Here is a 23,606-nt window from a genome sequence, read left to right on the forward strand (position 1 = left end):
TACGAGCGCTCGTACGACCAGTCTCAGAACCGAAAACTTCCCGCACCGCCCGCGCCCTCGTCAAAGACGATAAGCATCCCGGCTACGGCCAAACGGGCAAGGCGGCCCTCAGGCCACGCTTACCTGTCACCTACACGCGCGTGGGAGGCGGCGTTGCCCTTCTATGGTTCGCCACGCCGTTGCTGGCGGTCGATCTCCGTTATCGTCCGGAGCGCTCCTGGACGCTGAGGCTGGTGGGCTGTGCAATCGCAAGCGCCCTCGCGACCACCATCCACGGACTTGGCTTGCAGGTGGCCCTTCCATTCGCCCTGCTCGGCGTTGCGGAAGGGGCTGCGATCGCCTGGCTCATGCGGCGGGTCGAGCCGACGCCTCGTCACCTCACGTCCCTGCGCGAACTCGGCCTTTTGCTCCTGGTCGCTGGGCTCGCGGTCCCGGCCGCGACCGCGCTACCGGCAGGTCTTCTTGCGCATGGGGCCGCAGACCTTCCTGTTTGGCGCAACGCGTTCAACTGGTTCGTCGCCCATTCGCTGGGCACACTGACGGTCATGCCGATCGTCAAGCTGGTAATCGGCGGGGACGTCACGGCGTGGAGCAAGGCAGTGCGCCGGAGAGAGCTTTATGAGCTCGCGGCCCTAACCACGCTGCACGTCACGGTTGCGGTGCTCGTCTTCGCTCAGACGCAGCTGCCGCTCCTGTTCGTGCCGCTGCTTCCGTTGATGCTGATGGTCTTCCGGTTCGGCCGATTAGGCGCCGCCTTGGCGCTACTATTGCTGACGATCATCGGCTCGGTATGCACTGCTCGCGGGCTGGGACCTGTTGCGATGCCGGAGCTGAGTGCGGGCGGCAGAATCCAGCTTATCGAACTCTACCTTGCCGTCGCGACGCTGATGGCGCTTCCCGCGGCGACGGAGCTGAAGCGGCGGAAGATCCTTTTTTCGGAGGTGCAGGAGCAAGCCGCCCTTCACAAAATCATTACCGACCGCAGTGGCGACATCATCATGGCGGTCACTGCAGACGGCCGGATCAGCTTCGTATCTCCATCGCTGATGAAGATCGCCGGCTTTGCGCCCGAAGCAGTAGTCGGCAAACTTGCGCGTGAGATCGTCTCTCCTGAGGACGTGGAGCAGATCGTCGACGCGCACCGGCGCGCTATGCTTTCGCCGGACCAGACCATCATTTTCGAGTTCCGGGCGATGAAGGCGTCGGGAGAGATGGCATGGTTCGAAAGCCATGCCTGCGCCATTTCGGACGAGCATGGCCAGGCGAGCGGAACCGTGAACGTGGTGCGGGAGGTCTCGCGCCGCAAGGCGGTCGAGCTCGACCTCGCCCGCGCCGCTGCGACAGACGCGCTAACCGGTCTTCCAAATCGCCGTGGCCTAGAGATCGCTAGGGAGCGGCTCGCGCAGGCAGGCAAACCTGGGCAGCAGTTCCTCGCCCTCTTCGACATAGATCGCTTCAAGGCGGTGAACGACACGTTCGGTCACGCCTCGGGCGATGATGTACTTCGAACCTTCGCCTCTGTGCTCACAGCGAATACCCGCGGCACGGATGCAGTCGCACGCCTTGGTGGGGAAGAGTTCGCTGTGCTCTACTTAGATGTGAGGCTGGCCGAGGCACGCGCCGCGTGCGAACGTATTAGACTGCAGTTCGCCGCCGAGCGGCTCGCCCTGCCGGATGGCAGGCAGGTGGCCGCGACCGTAAGTGTCGGTCTCGCTCCGATCCCGGACGACGGTGATTTGGAAGGCGCGCTCATTGCAGCGGATCAGGCACTGTACCGTTCCAAGAATGCCGGAAGGAACATGCTTTCGTTAGCGGCTTGAATCGCGTGGCATCCAACGCCGACCTCACCCAGATTCAAAGCGCACCGATAAATCACCTCCGCCAGTTTCCGCAGACCGAGGCTCGGCATGAGCTTTTCCTGAGCCCGTCCGTGCCCGATGCAGCGCCGTAACGCGCTTCACCTGCGCTATGCTGCATCCCGCCAGCTCGGCCGTGCGCGCGATGCTCATCCCTGTCTCCCGCAGCCCAACAATGCGCCTGTGCAAGGCGATATCCGGCTTACGGCCGTTGTACCGCCCTGCTCGCTTGGCGAGCTCGATGCCCTCTCGCTGGCGCTCGCGCCGGGTCTCATAGTCGTCTCGTGCGGTCTGAAGCGCGACGCGCAGCAGCATGTCCTGCACCGCTTCGAGCACGATGCGCGCGACACCGGCGCTGTCAGCGACAAGCTCGGACAGATCGACGATGCCTGGCACGGCTAGCCGCGCGCCCTTCGCCCGGATCGTCGCCACCAGCAGTTCGGCTTCGGGTAATGGCAGACGGCTGATCCGGTCGATCTTCTCCGCAACCACCACCTCGCCCGGCTGCAGGTCAGCAACCATGCGTAAGAGCTCTGGCCGATCAGGCCGCGCGCCCGACGCCTTCTCGCGGTAAACCGCCGCGACGTAATAGCCTGCTGCGCGCGCACCGGTGACAATTGCTTCCTGCCGGGTCAGGTCCTGCTCGTCGGTGCTTACGCGCAGGTACACGCGCGCAGCGCGGATCGGGTTCGTCATGCTGGCTCCGTTCGGTACACCCATGTGAGCCACCACTGCGGCAACCGGCTCGGAATAGCAAACGCCGATCCTGTCGAGCCTAGCTCAGCAAGCCAGGTCTAAGTAGCTAATGGCGCTGATATGAACGACGACTGATCACCAAACGCGCTGAAGTGCGCTGCTTCGCGCTATCCGTCAGCGCCAATATCCGGTATGATCCGAGAGTTGGGTCAGCCAAGCGAGTTCAGTGCAGATGGAAGCACAGAGGGTCAAGATCGTGGACGGTGGTAAACTCGTGATCCCGGCGGCCATGCGCCGTGAGCTCGGGATCACCACGGGTGATACCGTTCTCGTCGATGTCGACGATGGCGAGCTACGGGTACGTTCCGTGCCTAAGGCGCTCGAAAGGGCTCGCGCGATCCTTCGCAAATATGTGCCCGAAGGCGTCGGTTTGGCTGACGAGCTGATCGCAGAGCGCCGGCGCGAGGCGGAGCGTGAGTAGCAAGGTCGTACTCGACGCCTCCGCCCTGCTCTGCCTTCTGAACGACGAACCTGGGGCGGATCGGGTAGTCGACGTCCTGACCCGCAGCATTATCGGAACGACCAACCTCGCCGAGGTCGTCTCCAAGCTTCGGGACCGAGGATTGCCGCTCGACGAGGTACGTGAGGCTCTTGGCGGGCTGCACCTCGATGTACGGCCGCTCTCTCCTGCCCAGGCGCTCATCATAGGCGACCTGCGACCGTCGACGAAGGCGCTTGGACTTTCGCTTGGTGACCGAGCGTGTCTTGCCTTGGCGATTGACCTACAAGCGGAGATGTTCACGACGGACGGGCCGCTGGCGAGCGCTGAGGTCGGCGTCACCATCACCAACGTACGGCCGCTGGCCGATTAGCCGCACATTCGTGCTTTTGGGTACGGTACGCTCAGGCAGGCGAGTTGTGGCGGAACAGAGCGGCTGCCGTCCACTGTTTCGGGCGCAGATCCACTCTTTTCAGCTGCTGCTGTAGGTAGGATGGCGTCCACCATTTTAGGGAAACCTACAACTGTCCGCATGACCGTACAAGTCAACATCACCCCCAACGGGCGCATGAGTTTGCCCGCCGACATCCGCAAGCGCTTAGGGCTAACCGGCGGCGGTGCGGTCTGGCTCGACGAAACAGACAACGGCGTGATTTTGCGCACCGTGCCACAGATCGTGGCGCAGGCACAGGCGCTCGCCCGCCAGTACCGCGATGTGCCCGACGGCAGCGTCGATGCCTTCCTCGCCGATCGTGCGCGCGAGGGCGGCGAATGAGCGTGGTACTCGATGCCTCCGCGCTGCTTGCGCTGCTGCGCGGCGAGGCCGGGGCGAAGAAGGTCGAGGGCGCCTTGGCAGGGGCGCGGATGTCGGTGGTCGGCATGGCCGAGGTCGCCTCGCACTATCACAAGCTCGGCATGCCCGACGAGGTCGTCGACCGGATGCTGCGCTCGCTGCCGATCGTGCTGGTCCCGGCCGACGCCGCGCTCGCCCGCGACGCCGCGCGGCTCTCCGCCCAGGCGCCTAGCCTGTCGCTCGGCGAGCGCTTCTGCCTCGCGCTGGCCAAACGCGACGTCCTCCCTGCCTGGACCGCCGACCGCGCGTGGAAGGACGTCGCTTCCGCCACCGGGGTCAAGGTAGTGACGATCCGCTGAGAGGCATCGATCTTTCGGGAACGCCTGGCAGTCAGGCGCACCTTGGACCTGGGCGGTACGGGGAAGGGCGCTACGATATTCAGACGCCGCGTTCTGTTCCGGCCTGCGCGGTTAGCATGCGAACCGTCGCCATCGGCAGGAACAGCCGCAAGCCGTTCGATGCCAGCGGTTGAAAGCCATAGCTGGTGTAGCGGGCCACGCGCTTCGCCACCTTCTCCGGATCGCCGCAATCGAGCACGTCGAGCATCACCACGGCGATCCCCAACACCTCGGCTGCCCTGGCCAGACGCGTCAGGCAATCCACCAGGAGATCGCCACCATAGCCTTGTCCCTGAAAGCGGCTGTCGACCCCGATCATCGAAATATACGCCGCCGGGATGCTGCCATGCGCCGGGCGGTTGCGCCCGAACCGGTCGGGCAGTTCGGTATAGTCGATGGCATGGGCGTTGGTGGCATAGAAGCCGATCAGCTTGTCCTCCGGACTGACCATCACGAACGTGCGGACGGTATCGGCCTTCGCGAGCTTGTTGGCGGTTCGACGAAAGAAATTGTCGACCTGCGATATGCCGCAGGAAAACGCCGCTCGATCGTGCCTGGCTGGATCGAGCGGTTCGATAGCATATGGTCTTGTACGCTCGTCCGCCGTCACCTGCTGGCGATCGTCTCGCGATGCCGGGCGAACGCCGCGCGCAGCCGGTCGGCAGGCGCCGGCGGCGTGTCGAGTGCCGCGAAGAACCGTGCGTGATCGACCGGTTGCAGAGCGGTACGCTCGTGCGCCGCGATCGTCTCCATCGCCGAGCGATAGGCGGCGTTCATCGTGAAGACGGAATCATCCACCCCGGAAAGCGCCGCTGCCTGCTGGATCGCCTGCTTGATGCGCGGCTTGGTACGGAAGTTCATCCGCTCACTGCTGCGCTCGTCGATCGCGCCGATCTGATCCCGAAAGCCGAGCATGGTACACCTCCGTCAACCCGACGCATCATGTACGCCTTGGCGGCGTACACTTCAACAACGGTTGGACCCTCAAGGCGTTATCGTTTTTTTGGAACTAAGCGTGCCGAGTTGGTCATCTCCCATTGGTAGGCATCGACCGTCTCCCCTCTCGGCCGATAGCGGAGCGAGAACGTCCGGTCCGCGCGTCGCAGGTCGAGCGTCACGAACGCCTGCTGGTCGCCTTGCAGCGCGTCCTGCGGAAAGCCGTTCAGAATCTCGTCACCATCGCGCAAGCCGGCGACGGCGGCGTTCGATCCCGGTTTCAGCCCGCGCACGACGCGCGGTCTCGTTTGGAGCGATGCCATGTCGAACCCCAGGTCGTAGCGCTGCAACCGCCGGACGACCCGGCGGAAGCGCGAGCCATAGGCGTCGGACGGCGGAAGTACGGTCGCGCCACCGAGCATCGCGTCGAGATCGGCGATGCCCTTCTCGCCCAGCTCGGCCTTCAGCAGCTGGCGGTACAACGCCTCGTCCATCCGCCCGCCGTCGCGCCGTGCCTTGAGCATCGCGCGGACGATGTCGTCGAGCGAGCGGCGCCCGCCCGACCGCGCCCGGATCTGCGCGTCGACCGTCGCGAAATACAGCGATCCGCGGTCATAGGGCAGGACACGCACCCGCGTATCGCGCCAGAAGCCCCCGGGAATGTCGGCGTTCGGCGTCGCGATCTTGATGTTGGTATAATAGCGCGCCGCCGTCTCGTTCAGGTCGTTGAGGAATGCCTCGGCGGACATCATGCCCGCGCGGTACGGCAGCGTCCGCTGGTAATGCACCGCCAGCCCCTCGCCGAACCACGACCGGTCCAGCCCGCCCGCCGCGTCCATCGATCCGTCGAGCGAATTGACCCAGCTGTGCAGCATCTCGTGCGCCAGCAGCGTGCGCAGGTCGTCGGGCGTCGAGGTAGCGTTGAAGGTAAAGGCGAAGCTGTCAGCCAGCCCGATGCCGCTGCCCGGATTGCGGGTATTGGTGCGCCCGAACACGCCGAAGCGCGGCGGGGCATAGCCGAAGAAATCGCCGTAATAGCGGTGCAGCGCCCCCGCCCATGTCATCAGCGGCGCCATCGCGAACGGGGGCTGTCCCTGCCACGCGGCGAAGAAGCCGTCGCGCTCCGGCCCCGCGACGCCGGGACGCCCGCCCATGTAATAGGCGGAGGCGAGTTGCCGCGCCGGGATCGCCGCCGTCGTGACGGCGTCGCCGACGCCCAGGCTCGACACGCCTACCCCGCCCGCACCATAGCGCGCAAAGTCCCAGCGCACGCGCGTCCGGCGCGGCTTGCCGTCGACCGGCAGTAGCAGAAAGGCGTTGCCCGCCGCGGAGAAGGTGCCGTCCTCGGTCCGCATCTCATATTGCGGCAGCGCCAGCGGCGGCCCGGCGGCATTGATCGGCACGCGGTAGCGCACGGTGACGACCCCGTCGACCGCGCGGGGCGTGCGCCACCGGCGGGTGGTGTTCGATCCGTCCTCGGCCACGTCCTGTACCGTCACCGCGATCGCCCCCTGCGCGTCGGACAGCGTCAGCCCCTGCAGGCGCGCCGCGCTGGTGACGACGGTGTTGGCGACCACCGGCAGCTCGAACAGCGCGTCGCCCGGCGCGGCGCGGATCGCCTGCGCCTCCAGCACCACGTCGACGAACGGGACGCTGCGCGCCGCGTCGGGCGCGCCGGGGGCGAGGACGACCACGAAGCGCGGATCGTCGGCGTCCGGCGCCGCGCCGATCAGCGACAGCCACGCCCCCGCCAGCAGAAGGATACGCGACTTGGCCGGGATCATGATGCCTCCATGGTTGATCGCGTCCAGCGTAGCGCAGCACCGGCGCGAAATCGTGCCGCAAGCGCGCCGCACGACACGTCCTCCTGCATAAACTATTCGCAGCGTCGCTCCGCCTCTGCCCCGTTCATGCGGTCGGCAGCGGCAGCCGGTGGGTGCACTTCATCTCGGACAGCGTCGCGATCGAGCGGACGTCCTGGACGCCGGGCAGGCGCAGCAGCGTGCGGAAGGTGAAATTCTGGTACCAGCCCATGTTGGGGGCCAGCACCTTCAGCATCACGTCCATCTCGCCGAACAGCGTATAGGCCTCGGTAATCTCGGGAATATCCTCGACCGCACGCATGAAGCGGTCGCGTTCCTCGTCGCTCAGCCGCCCCATCTTGAGCTGGGCGAAGATGTACATGCTCTCGCCGAACTTCTCGCGATCGAGCACCGCGACCTGCGCCTTGATATAGCCTTCCTCCTTTAACCGCTGGATGCGGCGCCAGCACGGCGACTGCGACAGCCCGACTCGATCGGCGATCTCGCTCGACGATTCGGCGGCATCAATCTGCAACCGGTCGAGGATTTTCAGGTCGAGGCGGTCGAGCGTATCAGCCATGTTTATGCACGGGTCCGGGCGAATGAGAATTGAACGGATCGCGATTGGACCATGGATGCGATCGATCGGCAAGCATTCGCCGCGCCTTCGGGCTACGCTGACGTGGCGAGGTGACACGGCGGAGAGCAGGGATGCAGCGCGACGAACTGGCGATCTTCGATGGCGCGGCGGTGCGTGCCGGGCTTGGCTATGCCGACTGTATCGCGGCGGTGCGGGCGGCGATGATGGCGCTGTCGGCGGGGACCACCCGCCAGCTGCTGCGCACGATGTTGTCGCTGGGGCCGGGGCGGACTTTCGCGCAGATGCCGGGCGCGCTCGGCGACCACGCCATGTTCGGCACCAAGACGATCAGCGTGTTCGCCGACCCCCACGCGCCGGGCAAGCGTCGCCACCGTGGCCTGGTCGTGCTGTTCGAACCGGTCGAGGGCCGCCCGGTCGCGGTCGCCGATGCCGAGGAGATCACCCATATCCGCACTGCGGCCGCCACGGCGGTCGCGACCGACGCGCTGGCGCGCGCCGATGCCGCGACGCTGCTGATCGTCGGCACCGGGGGACAGGCGCACAGCCATCTGCACGCGCTGCCGCTCGTCCGGCGGTTCGACCGGGTGCTGGTCTGGGGCCGCGATCCCGACCGCGCCGGTGCGCTGGTCGCGGCCTTTCCGCACCTGCCCTGCGAGCGCGCCGACGATCTGGCCGCCGCCTGCGGCGCGGCGGACGTCATCTGCACGCTGACCGCCGCCGCCGAACCGGTCGTGCTCGGCGATTGGGTTCGGGGCGGCACCCATGTCAACGTCATCGGATCCAGCGGCCCCGGCCCGGTCGAGGTCGATAGCGCGCTGGTCGTGCGAAGCCGCTATATCGCCGACAGCATCGCCTCCGCGCGCGATGCCGCGGCCGAATTTCTCGTCGCCCGCGCGGCGGGCTTGATCGGCGACGACCATATCGTCGCCGAGATCGGCGAGGTGCTGCTCGGCCGGACGCCGGGGCGCACCGGTCCCGACGACATCACCCTCTACAAATCGCTCGGCCATACGGTGCAGGACCTTGCCGCCGCCGCGCACCTCCATCGCACGGCAGGCCGCTGATGCGCCTGCTCCTCGCCGCACTGCTGGCCACGACCGCACCGGGAACTGCGTTTGCGCAGGCGCCCGAGCGGCTGTCGGTGATCGCCAACGGCGAAAAGGTCGGCAGCGTCGTCGCGACGCACAGCGGCGACCGGGCCCTGATCCATCACGACGTCAAGAACAACGGGCGCGGGCCGACGATGGACGAGGCGATCGACCTCGACCCCGACGGACTGCCGCGGCGCTGGACGCTCGACGGCAAGGGGACGTTCGGCGGCGACATCCACGAACGCTTCGCCCGCGACGCCACTACCGCGCGCTGGACCGACGCGACCGGCCCCGGCGAAGCCGCGCTGCGCGCGCCGGCGCTCTATGTCTCGCAGGCGGCCAGCCCATGGGCGCTGGGGCTATATGCGCGCGCGTTGCTGAAGGTGCCGGGCGGCACGCTGCCGATGCTGCCCGGCGGCGTGCTCCGCATCGAACCGCTCGGCACGCACTGGATCGGTGACGCGCCCTACCGCGCCTATGCGCTCAGCGGCATCGACCTGTCGCCTGAGCTGATCCTGCTGGAGCCGAACGATACGTTGTTCGCGGTGCTGGGGGCGGGCGGCGCGACGGTGCGCGAAGGGCATGAGCGCGACGTGCCGGCGCTCACCGCGCTCGCGACGCGGCTGACGCTGGAGCGCTATGCCGCGCTCCAGCGCCGCTTCGCCCACCGTGTCGACGCGCCGGTGCGAATTCGCAACGTCCGCGTGTTCGATTCCGTTACCGCCACGCTCGGGGTTCCGGTGTCGGTCGTGTTCGCCAATGGCCGGATCACCGGCATACAGCCGCTCGATGCGCCCGCATCGCCCGGCGAAGCGCTGATCGACGGGGCGGGCGGCACGTTGCTGCCCGGATTGCACGACATGCACGCGCATGTCAGCCTCGAATCGGCGCTGCTCTACATCGCCGCCGGCGTCACGTCGGTCCGCGACATGGGCAACGACAACACCTTCCTGCCCGACCTGATCCGCCGCATCGGCGCGGGCGAGGTGGCGGGACCGCGCATCACCCCCAACGGATTCCTCGAGGGGCGCAGCCCCTATTCCGCGCGGCTCGGTATCGTCGCCGACACCATGGACCAGGCGATCGACGCGGTCCACTGGTATGCCGCGCGTGGCCATCGCCAGATCAAGATCTACAACAGCATGAACCCGGCATGGGTGCCCGGAATCGCGCGCGAGGCGCATCGACTGGGGATGGGCGTGACCGGCCACGTCCCCGCCTTCGCCGATGCCGATGCGATGATCGATGCCGGCTATGACGAGGTGACGCACATCAACCAGCTGATGCTGGGTTGGGTGCTGGCCCCGGGCGAGGATACGCGTACCCCGCTGCGGCTGACCGCGATGCGGCGTACCGCGACGCTCGACCTCGCATCGCCGCGCGTGATGCGGACGGTCGCGCATATGGTCGCGGGCAATATCGCGCACGATCCGACGGCGGTGACGCTGGAGCTGTTGATGGGTGGGCGCGACGGCGTGCCTAATCCGGCGGTCGCGGGCTATATCGACCATCTGCCGATCGGCCTGCAACGCCGCCGCCGTCAGGCGATCGCGCCGATCGCCGGCCCGGCCGACGCCGCCGCCTATGCGGGCGCGATGGCGAAGGTGCGCGAGACGTTGAAACTGCTGCACGATCGCGGCATCCGCTTGTTGCCCGGCACCGACGACCAGACCGGGCTGTCGCTCCACCGCGAACTGCAAATCTATGCCGAGGCGGGCATAGCGATCCCCGAGGTATTGCGCCTCGCGACGCTGGCACCCGAGCAGTATCTGGGGAACGACCAACAGGCGGGTTCGATCGCACGCGGCAAGCTCGCCGACTTCCTGCTGCTGCCGGGCGATCCGACCCGCGACCTCAAGGAACTGCACCGCATCGCGATGGTGGTGAAGGACGGCACGCTCTATTTCCCGTCCCAGATCTACCCGGCGTTCGGCGTCAAACCCTTCGCCCCCGCTCCGCGCCTTACGCTGCCGGCTCCAGCGGTGGGGGTGCCGGGCGGCGCGCCGGGCCATGACGTTGCCGACGAATATCTGTTCTGACGGCGCTGGCGCATCACCGCGCCGCCATCACCTCGCCCACGAAGCGGTGCAGGTCGCGGCTCAGCGCCGCCAGCGCGGCGTCGTCCTCGAACGCGGAATGGCCCGCGGCATAGCGGCGGAAGGTCACGCGGTCGGCGGGAACGCCGTTCTGCTCGATCGCGAACTGACCGGCAAAGACCGGGGTAGTGATATCGTAATAACCACCGGCCGCGAACACGCGCAGCGCGGGCTTCGCCGCCATCGCCGCGCGCAGATAGGGCGCGAACGCCATCGCGCGGTAGCTGCCGCCATACTCCTTGTCCCAGCTCCACTTGAAGTTGATGCCAAGGTTCAGGCTGCGATACGCGCTGGGTACCGCATAGCCCAGATCGTCCTTCAGATAGCGTTCGATCCGCGTCGCCGTGCCCATGCCCAGCGACATCGACGGATCGTCGAACGGCGGGCGCAGGTTGCTCTGCGCGATCGCCCGCGTCGCGCGACCGTCGAGCTGTCCGGTGCGCAGCCCCCTGTCCGCCAGCAGCCCCAGCATAAAGTCGCGCCGTTCGAGCCGCAGGTTCTTCGACGCGATCGTCGCGGCGGGCAGGCCGGTGAACGCCGCCATGCGCGCCGCGATCCGGGCCTTGTCGGCGGCGGGCAGCGCCGGCCCCTGCATCAGCGCGGCGGCATAGTCGGTCTGCGCGAAATGCAGCGCCGCGTCATACCATGCCGCGACGCCCTGCCCCTTGGCGTCCACTGCGCCGTGATACCACGCGACCGCCGCCAGCGTGGGGAACAGCATCGCGTCCGACACCACCGGCCCGTCGCTTTCGCCGATCGCCGAGGACAGCAGCACGACGCCGTCGGGCAGCGGCTGTTTCGCCGCCATCGTCTCGTTCAGGATCGCGAGCGCACGGGCGGTGCCATAGCTCTCGCCGACCAGCAGCACCGGCGAGGCGCTCCGTCCGTTCGCCGCCAGCCAGCGTGCGATCATCGACGCCACCCCGCGCGCATCGCCGCCCACCCCGAAATAGGGCGATGCGTCCTTACCCCGCAGCGGCATCGACGCGCCGGTTCCGACCGGATCGATGAACACCAGATCAGCGATGTCGAGCAACGTGTGGCGATTGTCCTCCAGCCGCGCGGCATCGCCGGTACCGACCATCCGGCGCGGCCCGAACGCCTGCATATGCAGCGGCGACGACGATGCGCCGGGTCCGCCGTTGAACAGGAACACCACCGGCCTTCTGGCGGCATCGCCCGCGCCCTCGGCGACATAGGCATAGCTGACGGCGACCGCGACCGGGCTGCCGTCCGCGCCAGGCATCGGCTGTTCGGTGACGATCGCGCGATAGGCGAACGGACGACCGTTCAGCATGATGCGAGCCTGCGTCGTCACCACCCGCGCAGTGGCGGCGTCGCGCGGCACCATCGGCTCCATCGCGCGCAGGAACGCGGGCGACATCGGCGCGCTCCCCTCGTCCTGCGCGGGCAGCGCTGCGGGGGTAAGCAACAGGGCGACGAAGGGGAGGAGGCGGCGCATCGGCATCGGTTCTCTCGTTGGATAGTCAGGCACGCGGCAGCGCGGCGAGCAGCCGTTCGATATCCTCGGTCGTGTTGAACACCGACGGACTGACCCGGAACCGGTTGCGCGACAGCGTGATCTGCACGTTCGCCGCCTTGAGCGGCGCGGACAGCCGTTCGCGCCCGCCCTCCAGCACGCAGGTCACGAGCGGCGTGCGGCTCTCGGGCGGGGTGACGACGGTATAGCCGCGCGCCGCCAGTCCCGCGTGCAACCGCTGCAGCAACGGCTGCCGCCACGCGGCGATCCGCTCGACGCCCAGCGTCAGAAGATGGTCGAGCGACCAGTCGAGCATCGCCGACACGGCATGCGCATGAGTGCCGCCGGCCAACAGCCCCTCCATGTCGCGCCGGGGCGTCACGTCGGCAATCGGGTATCCGGCGTTCGTCGCGGGGGTATCGAACGGATAGACATGCGGGTCGAACCGATCGAGCTGGTAATAGCCATAGCGGGTCCGCCGCAGCCGGTCGTGGAGGTCGGCGCGGACATAGAGGAACCCCAGCCCGAAATCCCCCATCAGCCATTTATAGCTGGCGCAGGCGGCGAAATCGACGTTGCTGGCGCGCACGTCGACCGGCACCGCGCCCGCCGCGTGGATGATGTCGGCATAGACCAGCGCGCCCTTCGCATGGGCGATCTCGCACACCCGTTTCAGGTCGTGTTCGAACCCGTTGTAGGTCGACACAAGCGACAGCGCGACCAGCCGCGTGCCCGCCACGACCGCGCGTTCGATATCGTCGATCGCGATGCGGTTGGCGCGCGGGCGCAGCCACACGACCTCCACCCCCTGTCGCGCCAGTTCCTGATAGAGATAGAAGGACCCGAAGAAGTGCAGCGTGTCGGTGACGATCCGCCCCTTCTCGCGCGGGAAGCCGAGCGCGTCGATGACCGCCTGTTCGCCGGCCGTCGTGCTCTGTACGAAGGCGATCTCGGCCGGGGTCGCGTTGATGAGCCGGGCGAAATTCGCCTTCACCCGCCCCTCGACCGCGTCGGTCGGGAAATACCCGTCCATCGTCGCGCGCTGGTCGAGATACGCCCGCGCCGCGTCGCGCGCGCCGATCGGCAGCGGGTGCATCGTTCCGCTGTCCAGATAGGCGCCCGCCATCGGTGCGAAGCTGGCGCGGTCGGGCAGCGCGGGTGGGCCGGCCGCCACGCCGCGCGTCGCGAGCGGCAGCATCGCCCCGCCTGCCAGCATTCCGCGTCGTGTCACCCCTTGCGCCACCCTGCGTCCCCCCTGTCCGGTCGACAGCCTATCGCAATGCCCGCGCATAAATCTTGCGTCCTGTACGGCTGTGACGGCGGGCGCGGCCGGCGATCGGCGGGGACGGGCGATCTGTGCATAATCCTGCCGAACGATCGCCGCTATCCCAAGGGGAAAAGGAGTGTCGCAATGATCCGATGGGCCTTGACCGGCGTGCTGCTGGCGTTGACCGCCACCCCGGCCGCCGCGCGCACCTGCGCGCTCGATGCGGTCGAGACGTTGCACCGCGCGCGGATCGCGGGACGCACGCTCGACTATGTCGCCTGTGTCGGCGAGGTGCCGGTGCGCGTCGGCACGGCGGGCGCGCGGATCGTCTACACCGCCTATCTGTTGCCCGGACGCGCGCGCCGCCCGATCAGCTTCGTGTGGAACGGCGGCCCCGGCGCCGATTCGCGCACGCTGCAATTCCATGCGATCGGCCCGCGCGTCCTGCGCGGGAGCACGCTCGTCGACAACCCCGACAGCCCGCTTGCCACGACCGACCTCGTGTTCGTCGATCCGGTCGGCACCGGCTTCAGCCGCGCCGACGATCCGGGCCAGGCCACCGCCTTCTACGGCACCGTCGCCGATATCGCCGCGACGGCGGATTTCGTCGAAGGCTTCCGCCGGCGCTATCGGCGCGGGGCCGGAGCGATCAACCTCGTCGGCGAGAGCTTCGGCACCTGGCGTGCGTCGGGCGTGGCGGAGGCGCTGGTCGGGAAGCATATCCCGGTCGCGGGGGTCGCGCTGATCTCGGGCGGCATTCCGCTCGGCGAGGAACCACAGGCTAACCGCCGCCGCGCGCTGTCGCTGGTCAACCGGACCGCGACCGCGCTCGCGCTCGGCAAACTCGCCCCCGGGCTGCAACGCGATCGGGTGGCGACGCTTGCCGACGCAGAACGCTGGGCCGACCATATCTACGCCCCCGCGCTTGCCGATCCCGCCGCGCTGACACCGGCGCAGCGCAACGCGATCGTCGCCGCGCTCGCGCGCTATCAGGGACTCGATCCTGCGACGATCGATCCGGCGACGCTGTGGGTGTCGCCGCGCGACTTCCGCACCCGCCTGCTCGCCGCTGAGGGGAAGACGCTCGACATCTTCGACATGCGCCGGACCGACCGGCGCGACGACGCGGCCGACGACCGGGTCGTCCTCACTTATTACCGCACCACGCTTGGCTATGCCGCCGGGCGCTATGCCGGGATCGACGGGCCGGCCGACGCTGTCGGCGGTCAGTGGCGCTACGACCAGTCGCCGATCACCCGGGAGTCGCTCGCCCGCGCGATGGCGGGGGAAGGACCGCCGAGCGCGTCGCAACCCTGGATCCTGCGCGCGATGGCGAAGGATAGCCGGCTGCGGGTGTGGGTCGCGACTGGCCTGTATGATTCGCTCAACAGCTGCGCCGGCAACGCCGCCACGGTCGCCGCGCTACCCGGCGGCCTGCCGCGCCGCTTCGCGCTGCGCTGCTATGCCGGCGGCCATATGATGTATGAAGACCCTCGCGAAACCGCGCGCTTCGGCAAGGAGCTTGCAGCGTTCCTTGGCGTTCGCGCATAATTTTTGCGCATAGTTGCCATGATCGCGCCAACGTCAGTCCTTTGCCCGCACCGATCGCGCCGCAACGCGCAAAAATACCCCGGCACCCGCGCTATGCTGCCGCACAGGGACGGACCGCAGACGGCGCACAGGCCGCACGATCCGGGGCAAGCGACAGCAAGGGGGCTTCATGCAGCACGTACAGTTCGGAATGGTCCGCGGCCTGATGGCATCGACCGCGATCCTGGGCGCCCTCTCGGCGATGCCTGCGCTGGCGCAGCAGCCCGTCGCCGCATCGATCGCGACCGACGCCGCGCCGCCGGTCGACGACATGATCGTCGTCACCGGATCGCGCATCCGCCGCGCCGGGCTGGACGAGGCCGCTCCCGTGGCCGAAATAACCGCGCAGGCGATCACCGATCGCGGCTTCGTGACCGCCGCCGACGCGCTCAACAACCTGCCATCGAACGCGCCGGTGCTGAACCAGGCCGACGGCAGCGGCAACAGCAGCGGGCCGGGGTTTCAGGCGCCCAATCTCTTCAACCTCGGGACCGGCCGCACGCTGACGCTGTTCAACGGGCGGCGGATGGTCACGACCGGCTCGGGCATCGGCGCGGACGACGGGGTAGGCAACGCCTTCGTCGATGCGAACATCATCCCGCTCGGCCTGCTCGACCGGGTCGAGGTGTATCAGGGCGGCGGTGCGGCGGTCTATGGATCGGATGCGATCGCGGGTGTCGTCAACTATATCGTCAAGAAGGATTTCTCCGGCCTCGTCCTCGATGCGCAGAACGGCATTTCCGAACGCGGCGATTATGCGACGCCCAGCCTGCGCGCGACGGCGGGAGCGAACTTCGGCGGCGGGCGCGGCAACATCGCGGTCGATCTGGGCTATTCCAGATCGCCCACGCTGATGTTCGATGCCCGCCCGCTGTCCGATCGCGGGCGGCTGACCGTCAGCAATGCGGCCGATACCGGCCCGGCGGACGGGATTCCGGCGGTGAAGGAAATCTTCAACGCCGCCTTCTGGCCGTTCAACCGCAATGGCGTGATCTTCACCCGCCCCGCGCCCGTCCCCCAGTTCCTCGCGCGCAGCAGCGGCAACGCGCTGCAATTCGCCCCCGACGGCGGCGTCGTGCGGTATGACACCGGCGCCATCCAAGGCATTCCGTTCGCCTCGGGCGGCGACGGCTTCCGATATCAGGCCCTGGCGGGCCTGCGCACCGGCGTCGAGCGCTATACCGCCAATCTGATCGGCCATTACGACCTGACCGATCGCGTCACCGTGTCGACCGAACTCCTCCATGCCCGCACGACGGGTACCGAGATTCCGCAGGGCAACAGCTACACCACGCTGAACGCGGGCAACTATGCCGGGCCGATCCCCTTCACGATCACCAATCCGTTCCTCTCGACCCAGGCGCGCATGCTGCTGGCGGGGGCCAATGCGGGCTTCGCGGCGGGGGCACCGCTCTACCTGTCCAAATATTTCTATGATCTGACCCCGGCCAACGACCAGACGACCCGTACCGAAACCTATCGCGCCGCGCTGGCGCTCGACGGCGGGTTCGATGTCGGCGAGCGTGCATTCTACTGGTCGCTCGCCGGCAGCTATGCGCGGGTCGACGGCGCGCAGCGTAGCTGGCAGGTGGTCAACAGCCGCTTCCGCAACGCGGTCAGCGCTGCGCTGAGCGGCGGGCGGATCGTCTGCGCGATCAACGCCGATGCGATCACGACCAACGACGATGCCGCCTGCGCGCCGATCAATCCGTTCGGCGACGGCAACGTCTCGGCGGCGGCGCGCGACTATGTCAGCACCCGCGCCGGGATCGACTGGACCAACGAACAGGTCGACCTGCTCGCCACGCTCGGCGGCACGCTGGCGACGCTGCCGATGGGCAATGCCGACTTCAGCGTCGCCTATGAACATCGCGACGAACGCGCCCGCTTCGACCCGCTCGCCGCCAACCGCGCGGGCAGCTTCGGCACCGGCGTGCGACAGGTCGCGCAGGCGGGCGGCTACAACACCGACGAACTGTCGGCCGAGCTGGTCGTGCCGCTGATCGGCAAGGATTTCCAGCTGCCGCTGGTCCGGCTGCTCGAGGCGAAGGGCGCGTTCCGCTATGTCGACAACAGCTACGCCGGGCACCAGAACGTCTGGGACCTCGGCCTGCGCTGGGAAGTAACGCAAGGCGTGACGCTGCGTGGATCGCGCAGCCGCAACTTCCGCGCACCGACGCTGACGCAGCTGCTGGCCCCGAGTGCCAGCGGCCTCAATTCGACCGGATTCGATCCGTGCGACGCCGACCGGATCGCCAGTGGTCCGAACCCCGCGGTACGCCGCGCCAACTGCCTTGCGCTGTTCGCCGCCAATCCGGGCTATGGCGTCGATCCCGACGGCACCGGCGCGGGACTGAGCGCCGCCGCGCGACTGGCGCGGTTCCAGGACCCGTCGGAGAATTTCCAGCGGGCGTTGGTGACGACCGGCGGCAACACGGCGCTGCGCAACGAAATCTCGAACACCTGGACCTATGGCATCCTGTTGCAGCCGAAGGTCGTCCCCGGCCTGACGATCAGCGCCGACCGGATCGAGATCGACCTGACCGACGGGCTGTCGCCGTTCACGACCGCCGATTTCGCCGCCGCCTGCTACGACGATCCCAACCCTTCGGCGGCGGTATGCGGCGCCTTCACCCGGCTCGCGAACAGTGACGGGGTCAGCCCCGGCGGCACGATCGCCACCGGCACCACCACCACGTTCAACGCGGGCGTCGTGCGCTATCGCGGCGAGACCTACCTCGTGGACTATCAGTTCGCGCTCGGCGATCTGCTGGGCGGCGGCGATTTCGGGCGGCTGCAACTGGGCGCGGCGGCGACGCGCAACGCGCTGTTGACGACCTCGGTCACCGGCACGACCTTCGTCCGCACCGACGGCACCTATCTGTCGCCGCGCTGGGTCGGCCGCTTCAACGCCGCCTATGAAAAGGGGCCGCTCCGTCTGACCTACCAGCTCGAATATCTCGACCGGACGGCGGCCGCGCCGAACGCCTCGATCGAGACGGTGCCCAATCCGGTGCTGCGCAGCAACGTCGTCCATGACGTGTCGGCGCAGGTCGATCTGGGCCAGTTCGCGCTGCGTCTGGGCATCGACAATCTGACCGACCGCGAACCGTCCTATCCCCAGATCGCCTATGGCGACATCCTCGGCCGCCGCTTCTACGCAGGCGCGCGGATCAAGCTGAAGTGACGGTCCCCCTGATGAGCGGATGCAGACCCCGACGATGACCCGGCCGGACCCGACCGACCCCGTATTCGCGATAACGCCGCCCCCGCCCCCCGCCGGGCCGGTCGCGGCGGGGGTGTCCGAATCCTACTCGCACTGGGTGCGCCGCGTGATCCGCGCGGTGCGGTCGGAACGCAACCTGCTGGTCGGATTGTTCGACAGTTCGGTGCCCGAGCCGGTCGACCAGCTGCGCGCCATCATCGCGCAAGGGTTCGGCGAGACGATCACCGCGCGCTACACCAGCGCGTTCACCAGCGGCAATCCCTATGTCGTGGCGCAACTCGCCCGGCACTATGGCGTCGATCCTGCGCAGATCGTGTGCACCACCGGGGCGACCGGCGCGCTCTCGCTGATCTACCGCGCGCTGCTGGGCCCCGGCGACCGGGTGCTGGTCGAGAATCCGGGGTTCGACCTGTTCCACAAGATCGCCGAGACCCATGGCTATGGCGTCGACCGGTTCGAGCGGGACCCCGCCGATTTCGCGATCGATCCGGTCGCGATCGGCGCCGCGATGACGCCGCGCACCCGGCTGATCGTACTGTCGAACCTGCACAATCCCTCGGGCATGGCGGTGCCGCAGGCGACGCTCGCCGCCGTCGCCGCGGTCGCGCAGGCGCATGGCGCGCGGGTGATCGTCGACGAGGTCTATGCCGATTACGTCGATCCGGCGCTGCGCCCGCCGCCCGCGATGCAGCTGTCGGACGCGATCGTCAGCATCAGCAGCCTGACCAAGTCGCACGGCCTCAGCACGCTGCGCTGCGGTTGGATCGTCGGTGCGCCCGGTCCGATCGAGCGTATCCGCGCGCTCGCCGACGAGATCGATTTCGGCGTCTCCAACCTGTCGCATGCGGTCGCCGCGCTCGTGCTCGAACGCCCCGAGCGGTTCGAGACGTATCGCGCCGACATCCTGCGCCGCGCGCGGCCGATCATGGAATCCTATCACGCGCACTGGCGCGACGCGGGGCTGGTGACAGGCGCGCTGCCACGCTTCGGCTGTATCGCCTTTCCCCGGCTCGTCGGCATCGACGATACGGTGGCGTTTTCCGAATGGCTGGCCGACCGGTGCGGGGTGATCGTCGCGCCGGGCGAATATTTCGGCTGGGCGGGGCATGTCCGCATCGGCTTCGCCCGCGCGAGCGCCGATGTCGATTACGGGTTGCAGGCGCTGACCGATGGCCTGATCCGCTATCGCGACCAGCGCGGCGCAAGGAGGGAGCGGGGATGATACGGTGGGTGGCGATCGGACTGGCATGGCTATGCTCAATGGCCACGGCGTTCGGACAGGCGCCGCCGCCCCCCATCGTGAAGGCGCGCAGCGACGCGACCACCGTGCTGCACGGCCGGACGATCGCCTATGTCGCGGAGGTCGGGCTGGTTCAGGTCGCGAGCCGTCCGGGGCGGCCGGATGCGACGGCGGGCTATGTATCCTATTCCAGCGCGGGTGACGCCGACCGGCCGGTCCTGTTCGTCTTCAACGGCGGGCCGGGCGCGGCATCGGCCTATCTTCATATGGGGGCGCTGGGACCACGCCGGGCACGCGTGCCGCAGGACTCGGCCGCCCCCCTGCCCGCCGCCGCCGACGTCGGCGACAATCCCGACACGCTGCTCGACATCGCCGACATCGTGTTCCTCGATCCCCCGGGCACCGGATTTTCGGCGATCGCGCCGGATGCCGACACCGGCTTCTATCGATCGGTCCGGGGCGATGCCGATGCGGTCGCGCAACTGGCCCGCGCATGGCTGGCGGCGCACGGGCGCAGCGGCGCGCCGCTCTATATCCTGGGCGAAAGCTATGGCACGATCCGCGCCGCCGCGATGGTCGATGCGCTGCGCGAACAGGATGCGACGCTGAAAGTGCGCGGCGTCGCGCTGCTGGGCCAGGCGCTGAACATGATCGAAACGTCGCAGCGTCCCGACAATGTCGTCACCTATCCGGTGGCATTGCCGACGCTCGCGGCGATCGCCTGCTATCACCACATGCGCCGCATGCCGTGTACGCCGCAGGCCAGCGCCCGCGAGGCGTCGTCCTATGCCGAAACCTATCTCGCCGTGCTGTTTCGCGGTCGCGCGCTGGGCCCGGCGGCCCGCGCGGCGGTGGCCACCCGGCTCGCCGCGCTGACCGGCATCTCGCGCGCGTGGTATCTCGCCCACGACCTGCGCATCACCAAGGAGCAGTTCCGCGTCGAGTTGCTGCGCGCCAGCGGCCGGGTCCTCGGCCGCTACGACGCGCGCTACACCGCGCCGCGCGCGGCCGACGCCGGGGAGACGATCGGCCCTGATGCCTTCTCGGCGGTGTCCGGCCTTTATGCCAAGGCGGTGATCGGGCAACTGGCACGGATCGGTGTGGCGGACCCGGCGGCCTATCGCGTCCTTGCGCCGGGCGACGGCGACTGGCGCTATGGATCAGGCGATTCGCCGTTCAACGACTGGCCGTTCATGGCGCGGTTGGAACAGGCGATGGCTGCCGAACCCGACCTGCGCCTGTTCGTCGGCGCCGGACTGTACGACCTGACCACCACGGTCGGCGCGGCGGATTATCTGTTCGCGCAAAGCAGCCTGGCGCCTGCGCGCTATCGCAACCGGCGCTATCCGGCGGGTCATGTCGCCTATTCGGACGATATGAGCTGGGCGATGCTGATGCGCGACCTGCGCGGCTTTCTTCTGGCGGGGGACGGCCGTTGACCGATGCGACGCTTGCACGGCGCATCGACCTGTGGGGCGTTGTGGCGCTCGGCCTCGGCACCGCCGTCGGCGTGTCGATCTTCTCGGCGATCGCGCCCGCCGCCCGGATCGCAGGCCCGGCGATGTTGTTCTCGGCGCTGCTCGCCGCGCTGCCGATGTATCTGATCGCGGTCAGCTATGCGTTCCTCGGCTCGGCCTGCCCCGCCTCCGGCGCGTCGTTCGTCTGGCCCGCCCGGTTTCTCAATCCGACCTGGGGGTTCTGCATCGGTTGGGCGCGCATCGTCGCCAATGTCGGCGCGATCGTGGTGCTCGCGCTGGTCCTCGTGCGCTATGGATCGATGCTGGTGCCGCTGCCGACGAAGCCGACGATGCTGGCGGTACTGGCGCTGGCACTCGTCGCCAACCTGTTCGGGGTCCATATCGCCACACGGGTCCAGAAGGTCCTGCTGGTCGGCATGCTCGCGCTGTTCGCCGTGTTCGTGGCGTGGGGCGGCGCCAGCGGGGTCGATAGCGCCCGGCTGCAACCGATGTTTCCGCACGGGATCGGCGGCATGATCGCCGCGACGCCGCTGCTGATGGGCCTGTTCTTCGGAATCGAGGCCGCGACCGAGGCGGGCGCCGAAGTCGCCGACAGCCGCCGGACGATCCCGCTGGGCATCGCGCTGTCGATCGGATCGGCGACCTTGCTCTACCTCGCGGTCGGCTTCGTCGCGCTGGGCGTGCTGGGCAGCGACGCACTGGGCGCGAGCGACGCGCCGATCCTCGATGCGGCGAAGCGCTTCATGGGGCCATGGGCGACGCCGCTGGTGGTGCTGGCGGCGGTGCTGTCGATCGGCAAGTCGCTCAACGCCCTGTTCGCGATGTTCAGCCGCAGCCTGTATGCGATGGGGCAGTCGGGGATGCTCCCCGCCGTGCTGGGGCAGGTCCATCCGCGCTGGCACACGCCGCATGTCGCATTGGTCACGGTGTTCCTGCTCGGCTGCGCGGGCATGTTGCTGCCGATGGAGCTGACGTTCCTGTTCCTCGCGGTGAACATCCCCAATCTGCTGAAATACGGCAGCATCTGTTTCGCCGCTGCGCGGGTGGTGGAGCATTACCCCGATATCTATCAGGCAGCCGCGTTCAGGCCGGGGCACCGCCGCATGCGGATCGCCGGTTACGGTGGCGCGGCCAGCGCCTTCCTCCTGATCTTCGTTGGCATCGAAACCGATTGGCGGCCTTATATCCTGCTGCTCGTATGGATGCTGTGCGGTCTCGCGTTTTTGGCAACGCGTCGACAGCGATGGACGATCGATCCATTGATGTGAACCGGATCGGTCGGCGATACTCACCGATCCGCGCAAGGCATGTTCCGAGCGTTGCGACGACCGGTTGGGCGAGCCATCGACCGGCAATGGCAATTCATCACCGGCGACCCCTTATCCAGGCCCGTGTTAATTCGCTGACTGGCGACCGTCCCCCACCGCCGAAGCCGGGGTGTTGTAAACGTTCGGCGCACCCTAGCATTACAGTTGCGTTCTTGATCGTGTTCTGAATCAATGTGTCATCATGACGAGGAGGTTGTGGTGACGGGAGCATCGATCGAGGCGACACTGGAGCTTTGGTCATCGTCACTGCGCGAGGTGAAGGCGCGGATGCGGCCCTTGTTCGGCCAGGCACGTGTGGCAGCATCGGCGAACAGCTTTCTGGATGGTCTGCTGGGCGACGAGCGCCGCAAGACCGGGTGGATGCGCGCCGAGGCGGCGGGCGATGCCGGACCATAGCGGCAGCAGGCGATCCTGGGGCGCGGACGGTGGGATGCAGATGCCCTGCGCGACATCGTGCGCGACTATGCCATCGAACATCTTGGCACCGATGATGCGGTGCTGGTCATCGACGAAACTGGATTCCTGAAGCAGGGCAAGGCGTCGTGCGGCGTTGGGCGTCAATATACCGGGTCGGCGGGCAAGGTGACCAACTGCCAGATCGGCGTGTTCGCTGCTTATGTCTCGGCCAGGGGCCATGCCTTGGTCGACCGGGCCCTCTATCTGCCGAAGAGTTGGACCACCGACCCGGCACGCCTGGCGGCTGCGCATGTGCCGGAGGGCACGGCATTCGCAACCAAGCCGGCACTGGCAGTGGAGATGATCGAACGTGCGATCACAGCGGGTATGCCGTTCGCCTGGGTCGCGGCGGATGCGGTCTACGGTGTCGGCGACATCGAGCAGGTGCTGCGCCGTGCCGGCAAGGGCTATGTGCTGGGCGTGAAAGGCGACCATCGCTTCGGCTCATGGGGTGACAAGCCGGTCGTTGCGGGCACCGCCGCGCAGATCGCAAATGACCTCGATCCTGCTGCGTGGCAGCGTCTGTCGGCGGGTCAGGGCACCAAGGGCGAACGCCTCCACGACTGGGCCTATTTCCAACTCGCCGACCTCGAAGCCGACGAATACGTCGATGGCGCAACCGGGACATGGACCAGAGGCATGTTGATCCGCCGCCACGTCGCCGGTGACGACCTTGCCTTCTTCACGACATGGGTAGCCCTGCCGGCACAACCATCGAAACCCTTGTCGGGGTGGAAGGGCATCGCTGGGCCATCGAGGACAGCTTCGAGACC

19 protein-coding genes and 1 pseudogene are annotated in these 23,606 nt (G+C 68.0%); 13 read left to right on the top strand and 7 right to left on the bottom strand.

The annotated features are described in order from the left end of the window. A partial coding sequence (locus ABLE43_RS21350) for a sensor domain-containing diguanylate cyclase (protein ID WP_348980071.1) occupies positions 1–1,820 on the top strand: 1,820 nt, incomplete at its 5' end. A gap of 24 nt (positions 1,821–1,844) precedes the next feature. On the opposite strand, the gene ABLE43_RS21355 is transcribed toward ABLE43_RS21350, so the two are convergent. Continuing rightward, positions 1,845–2,552: a recombinase family protein gene (locus tag ABLE43_RS21355; RefSeq protein WP_209308654.1), complete on the bottom strand. Its 708-nt coding sequence runs from the start codon at positions 2,550–2,552 to the stop codon at positions 1,845–1,847. A gap of 232 nt (positions 2,553–2,784) precedes the next feature. Between ABLE43_RS21355 and ABLE43_RS21360 the strand changes: the two genes are divergently transcribed. From ABLE43_RS21360 to ABLE43_RS21375, 4 genes are all read left to right on the top strand, one after another. After that, positions 2,785–3,033: an AbrB/MazE/SpoVT family DNA-binding domain-containing protein gene (locus tag ABLE43_RS21360; protein ID WP_018251286.1), complete on the top strand. Its 249-nt coding sequence runs from the start codon at positions 2,785–2,787 to the stop codon at positions 3,031–3,033. Further along, on the top strand, positions 3,026–3,424 hold the full coding sequence (locus tag ABLE43_RS21365; RefSeq protein WP_066781968.1) for a type II toxin-antitoxin system VapC family toxin: 399 nt from the start codon (positions 3,026–3,028) through the stop codon (positions 3,422–3,424). The genes ABLE43_RS21360 and ABLE43_RS21365 overlap by 8 nt, the downstream gene beginning before the upstream one ends. 159 nt (positions 3,425–3,583) lie before the next feature. After that, complete coding sequence (locus ABLE43_RS21370) at positions 3,584–3,826, top strand: AbrB/MazE/SpoVT family DNA-binding domain-containing protein (protein WP_348980072.1); 243 nt, start codon at positions 3,584–3,586, stop codon at positions 3,824–3,826. After that, on the top strand, positions 3,823–4,203 hold the full coding sequence (locus tag ABLE43_RS21375; RefSeq protein ID WP_348980073.1) for a PIN domain-containing protein: 381 nt from the start codon (positions 3,823–3,825) through the stop codon (positions 4,201–4,203). Before ABLE43_RS21370 ends, ABLE43_RS21375 begins: the two co-directional genes overlap by 4 nt. Positions 4,204–4,282: 79 nt before the next feature. Here ABLE43_RS21375 and ABLE43_RS21380 read toward each other — a convergent pair whose 3' ends face one another. From ABLE43_RS21380 to ABLE43_RS21395, 4 genes are all read right to left on the bottom strand, one after another. Continuing rightward, a complete protein-coding gene (locus ABLE43_RS21380; RefSeq protein ID WP_348980074.1) occupies positions 4,283–4,696 on the bottom strand; it encodes a GNAT family N-acetyltransferase in 414 nt (137 codons plus the stop codon). Between the two features lie 152 nt (positions 4,697–4,848). Continuing rightward, a complete protein-coding gene (locus ABLE43_RS21385) occupies positions 4,849–5,157 on the bottom strand; it encodes a type II toxin-antitoxin system TacA family antitoxin (RefSeq protein ID WP_348980075.1) in 309 nt (102 codons plus the stop codon). Between the two features lie 77 nt (positions 5,158–5,234). After that, positions 5,235–6,962 (bottom strand): M61 family metallopeptidase, encoded by a 1,728-nt coding sequence (locus ABLE43_RS21390; protein ID WP_348980076.1) that lies wholly within the window; start codon positions 6,960–6,962, stop codon positions 5,235–5,237. A 124-nt stretch (positions 6,963–7,086) separates the two neighbouring features. Beyond that, positions 7,087–7,560, bottom strand: coding sequence for an Lrp/AsnC family transcriptional regulator (locus ABLE43_RS21395; RefSeq protein WP_348980077.1), 474 nt, complete (start codon positions 7,558–7,560; stop codon positions 7,087–7,089). Between the two features lie 131 nt (positions 7,561–7,691). Here ABLE43_RS21395 and ABLE43_RS21400 point away from each other — a divergent pair, with 131 nt between their 5' ends. Both ABLE43_RS21400 and ABLE43_RS21405 read left to right on the top strand, forming a co-directional pair. Further along, on the top strand, positions 7,692–8,645 hold the full coding sequence (locus ABLE43_RS21400) for an ornithine cyclodeaminase family protein (RefSeq protein ID WP_348980078.1): 954 nt from the start codon (positions 7,692–7,694) through the stop codon (positions 8,643–8,645). Next, complete coding sequence (locus tag ABLE43_RS21405; RefSeq protein WP_348980079.1) at positions 8,645–10,711, top strand: amidohydrolase family protein; 2,067 nt, start codon at positions 8,645–8,647, stop codon at positions 10,709–10,711. The genes ABLE43_RS21400 and ABLE43_RS21405 overlap by 1 nt, the downstream gene beginning before the upstream one ends. A gap of 13 nt (positions 10,712–10,724) precedes the next feature. Here ABLE43_RS21405 and ABLE43_RS21410 read toward each other — a convergent pair whose 3' ends face one another. Then, positions 10,725–12,230 carry a S10 family serine carboxypeptidase-like protein gene (locus ABLE43_RS21410; RefSeq protein ID WP_348980080.1) on the bottom strand — a complete coding sequence of 502 codons (1,506 nt, stop codon included), beginning with the start codon at positions 12,228–12,230 and terminating at the stop codon, positions 10,725–10,727. A 25-nt stretch (positions 12,231–12,255) separates the two neighbouring features. After that, positions 12,256–13,479, bottom strand: a complete 1,224-nt coding sequence (locus ABLE43_RS21415; RefSeq protein ID WP_348980081.1) for an aminotransferase class V-fold PLP-dependent enzyme — start codon at positions 13,477–13,479, stop codon at positions 12,256–12,258. Positions 13,480–13,659: 180 nt separating this feature from the next. Between ABLE43_RS21415 and ABLE43_RS21420 the strand changes: the two genes are divergently transcribed. The 6 genes and pseudogenes from ABLE43_RS21420 to ABLE43_RS21445 all read left to right on the top strand — a co-directional run. Beyond that, positions 13,660–15,066, top strand: a complete 1,407-nt coding sequence (locus tag ABLE43_RS21420; RefSeq protein ID WP_348980082.1) for a S10 family serine carboxypeptidase-like protein — start codon at positions 13,660–13,662, stop codon at positions 15,064–15,066. 169 nt (positions 15,067–15,235) lie between these two features. Continuing rightward, a complete protein-coding gene (locus ABLE43_RS21425; RefSeq protein ID WP_348980083.1) occupies positions 15,236–18,292 on the top strand; it encodes a TonB-dependent receptor plug domain-containing protein in 3,057 nt (1,018 codons plus the stop codon). Between the two features lie 34 nt (positions 18,293–18,326). Next, entirely contained in the window at positions 18,327–19,553 is a 1,227-nt protein-coding gene (locus tag ABLE43_RS21430; protein ID WP_348980084.1) for a pyridoxal phosphate-dependent aminotransferase, read from the top strand. Beyond that, entirely contained in the window at positions 19,550–21,010 is a 1,461-nt protein-coding gene (locus tag ABLE43_RS21435) for a S10 family serine carboxypeptidase-like protein (RefSeq protein ID WP_348980085.1), read from the top strand. Before ABLE43_RS21430 ends, ABLE43_RS21435 begins: the two co-directional genes overlap by 4 nt. After that, positions 21,007–22,317 (top strand): APC family permease, encoded by a 1,311-nt coding sequence (locus ABLE43_RS21440; RefSeq protein ID WP_348980086.1) that lies wholly within the window; start codon positions 21,007–21,009, stop codon positions 22,315–22,317. Before ABLE43_RS21435 ends, ABLE43_RS21440 begins: the two co-directional genes overlap by 4 nt. A gap of 258 nt (positions 22,318–22,575) precedes the next feature. Beyond that, positions 22,576–23,606 (top strand): annotated as a pseudogene (locus ABLE43_RS21445) (IS701 family transposase); the annotation flags it as partial.

It is taken from the genome of Sphingomonas silueang, assembly GCF_040049155.1.
Lineage (GTDB): Bacteria > Pseudomonadota > Alphaproteobacteria > Sphingomonadales > Sphingomonadaceae > Sphingomonas > Sphingomonas silueang.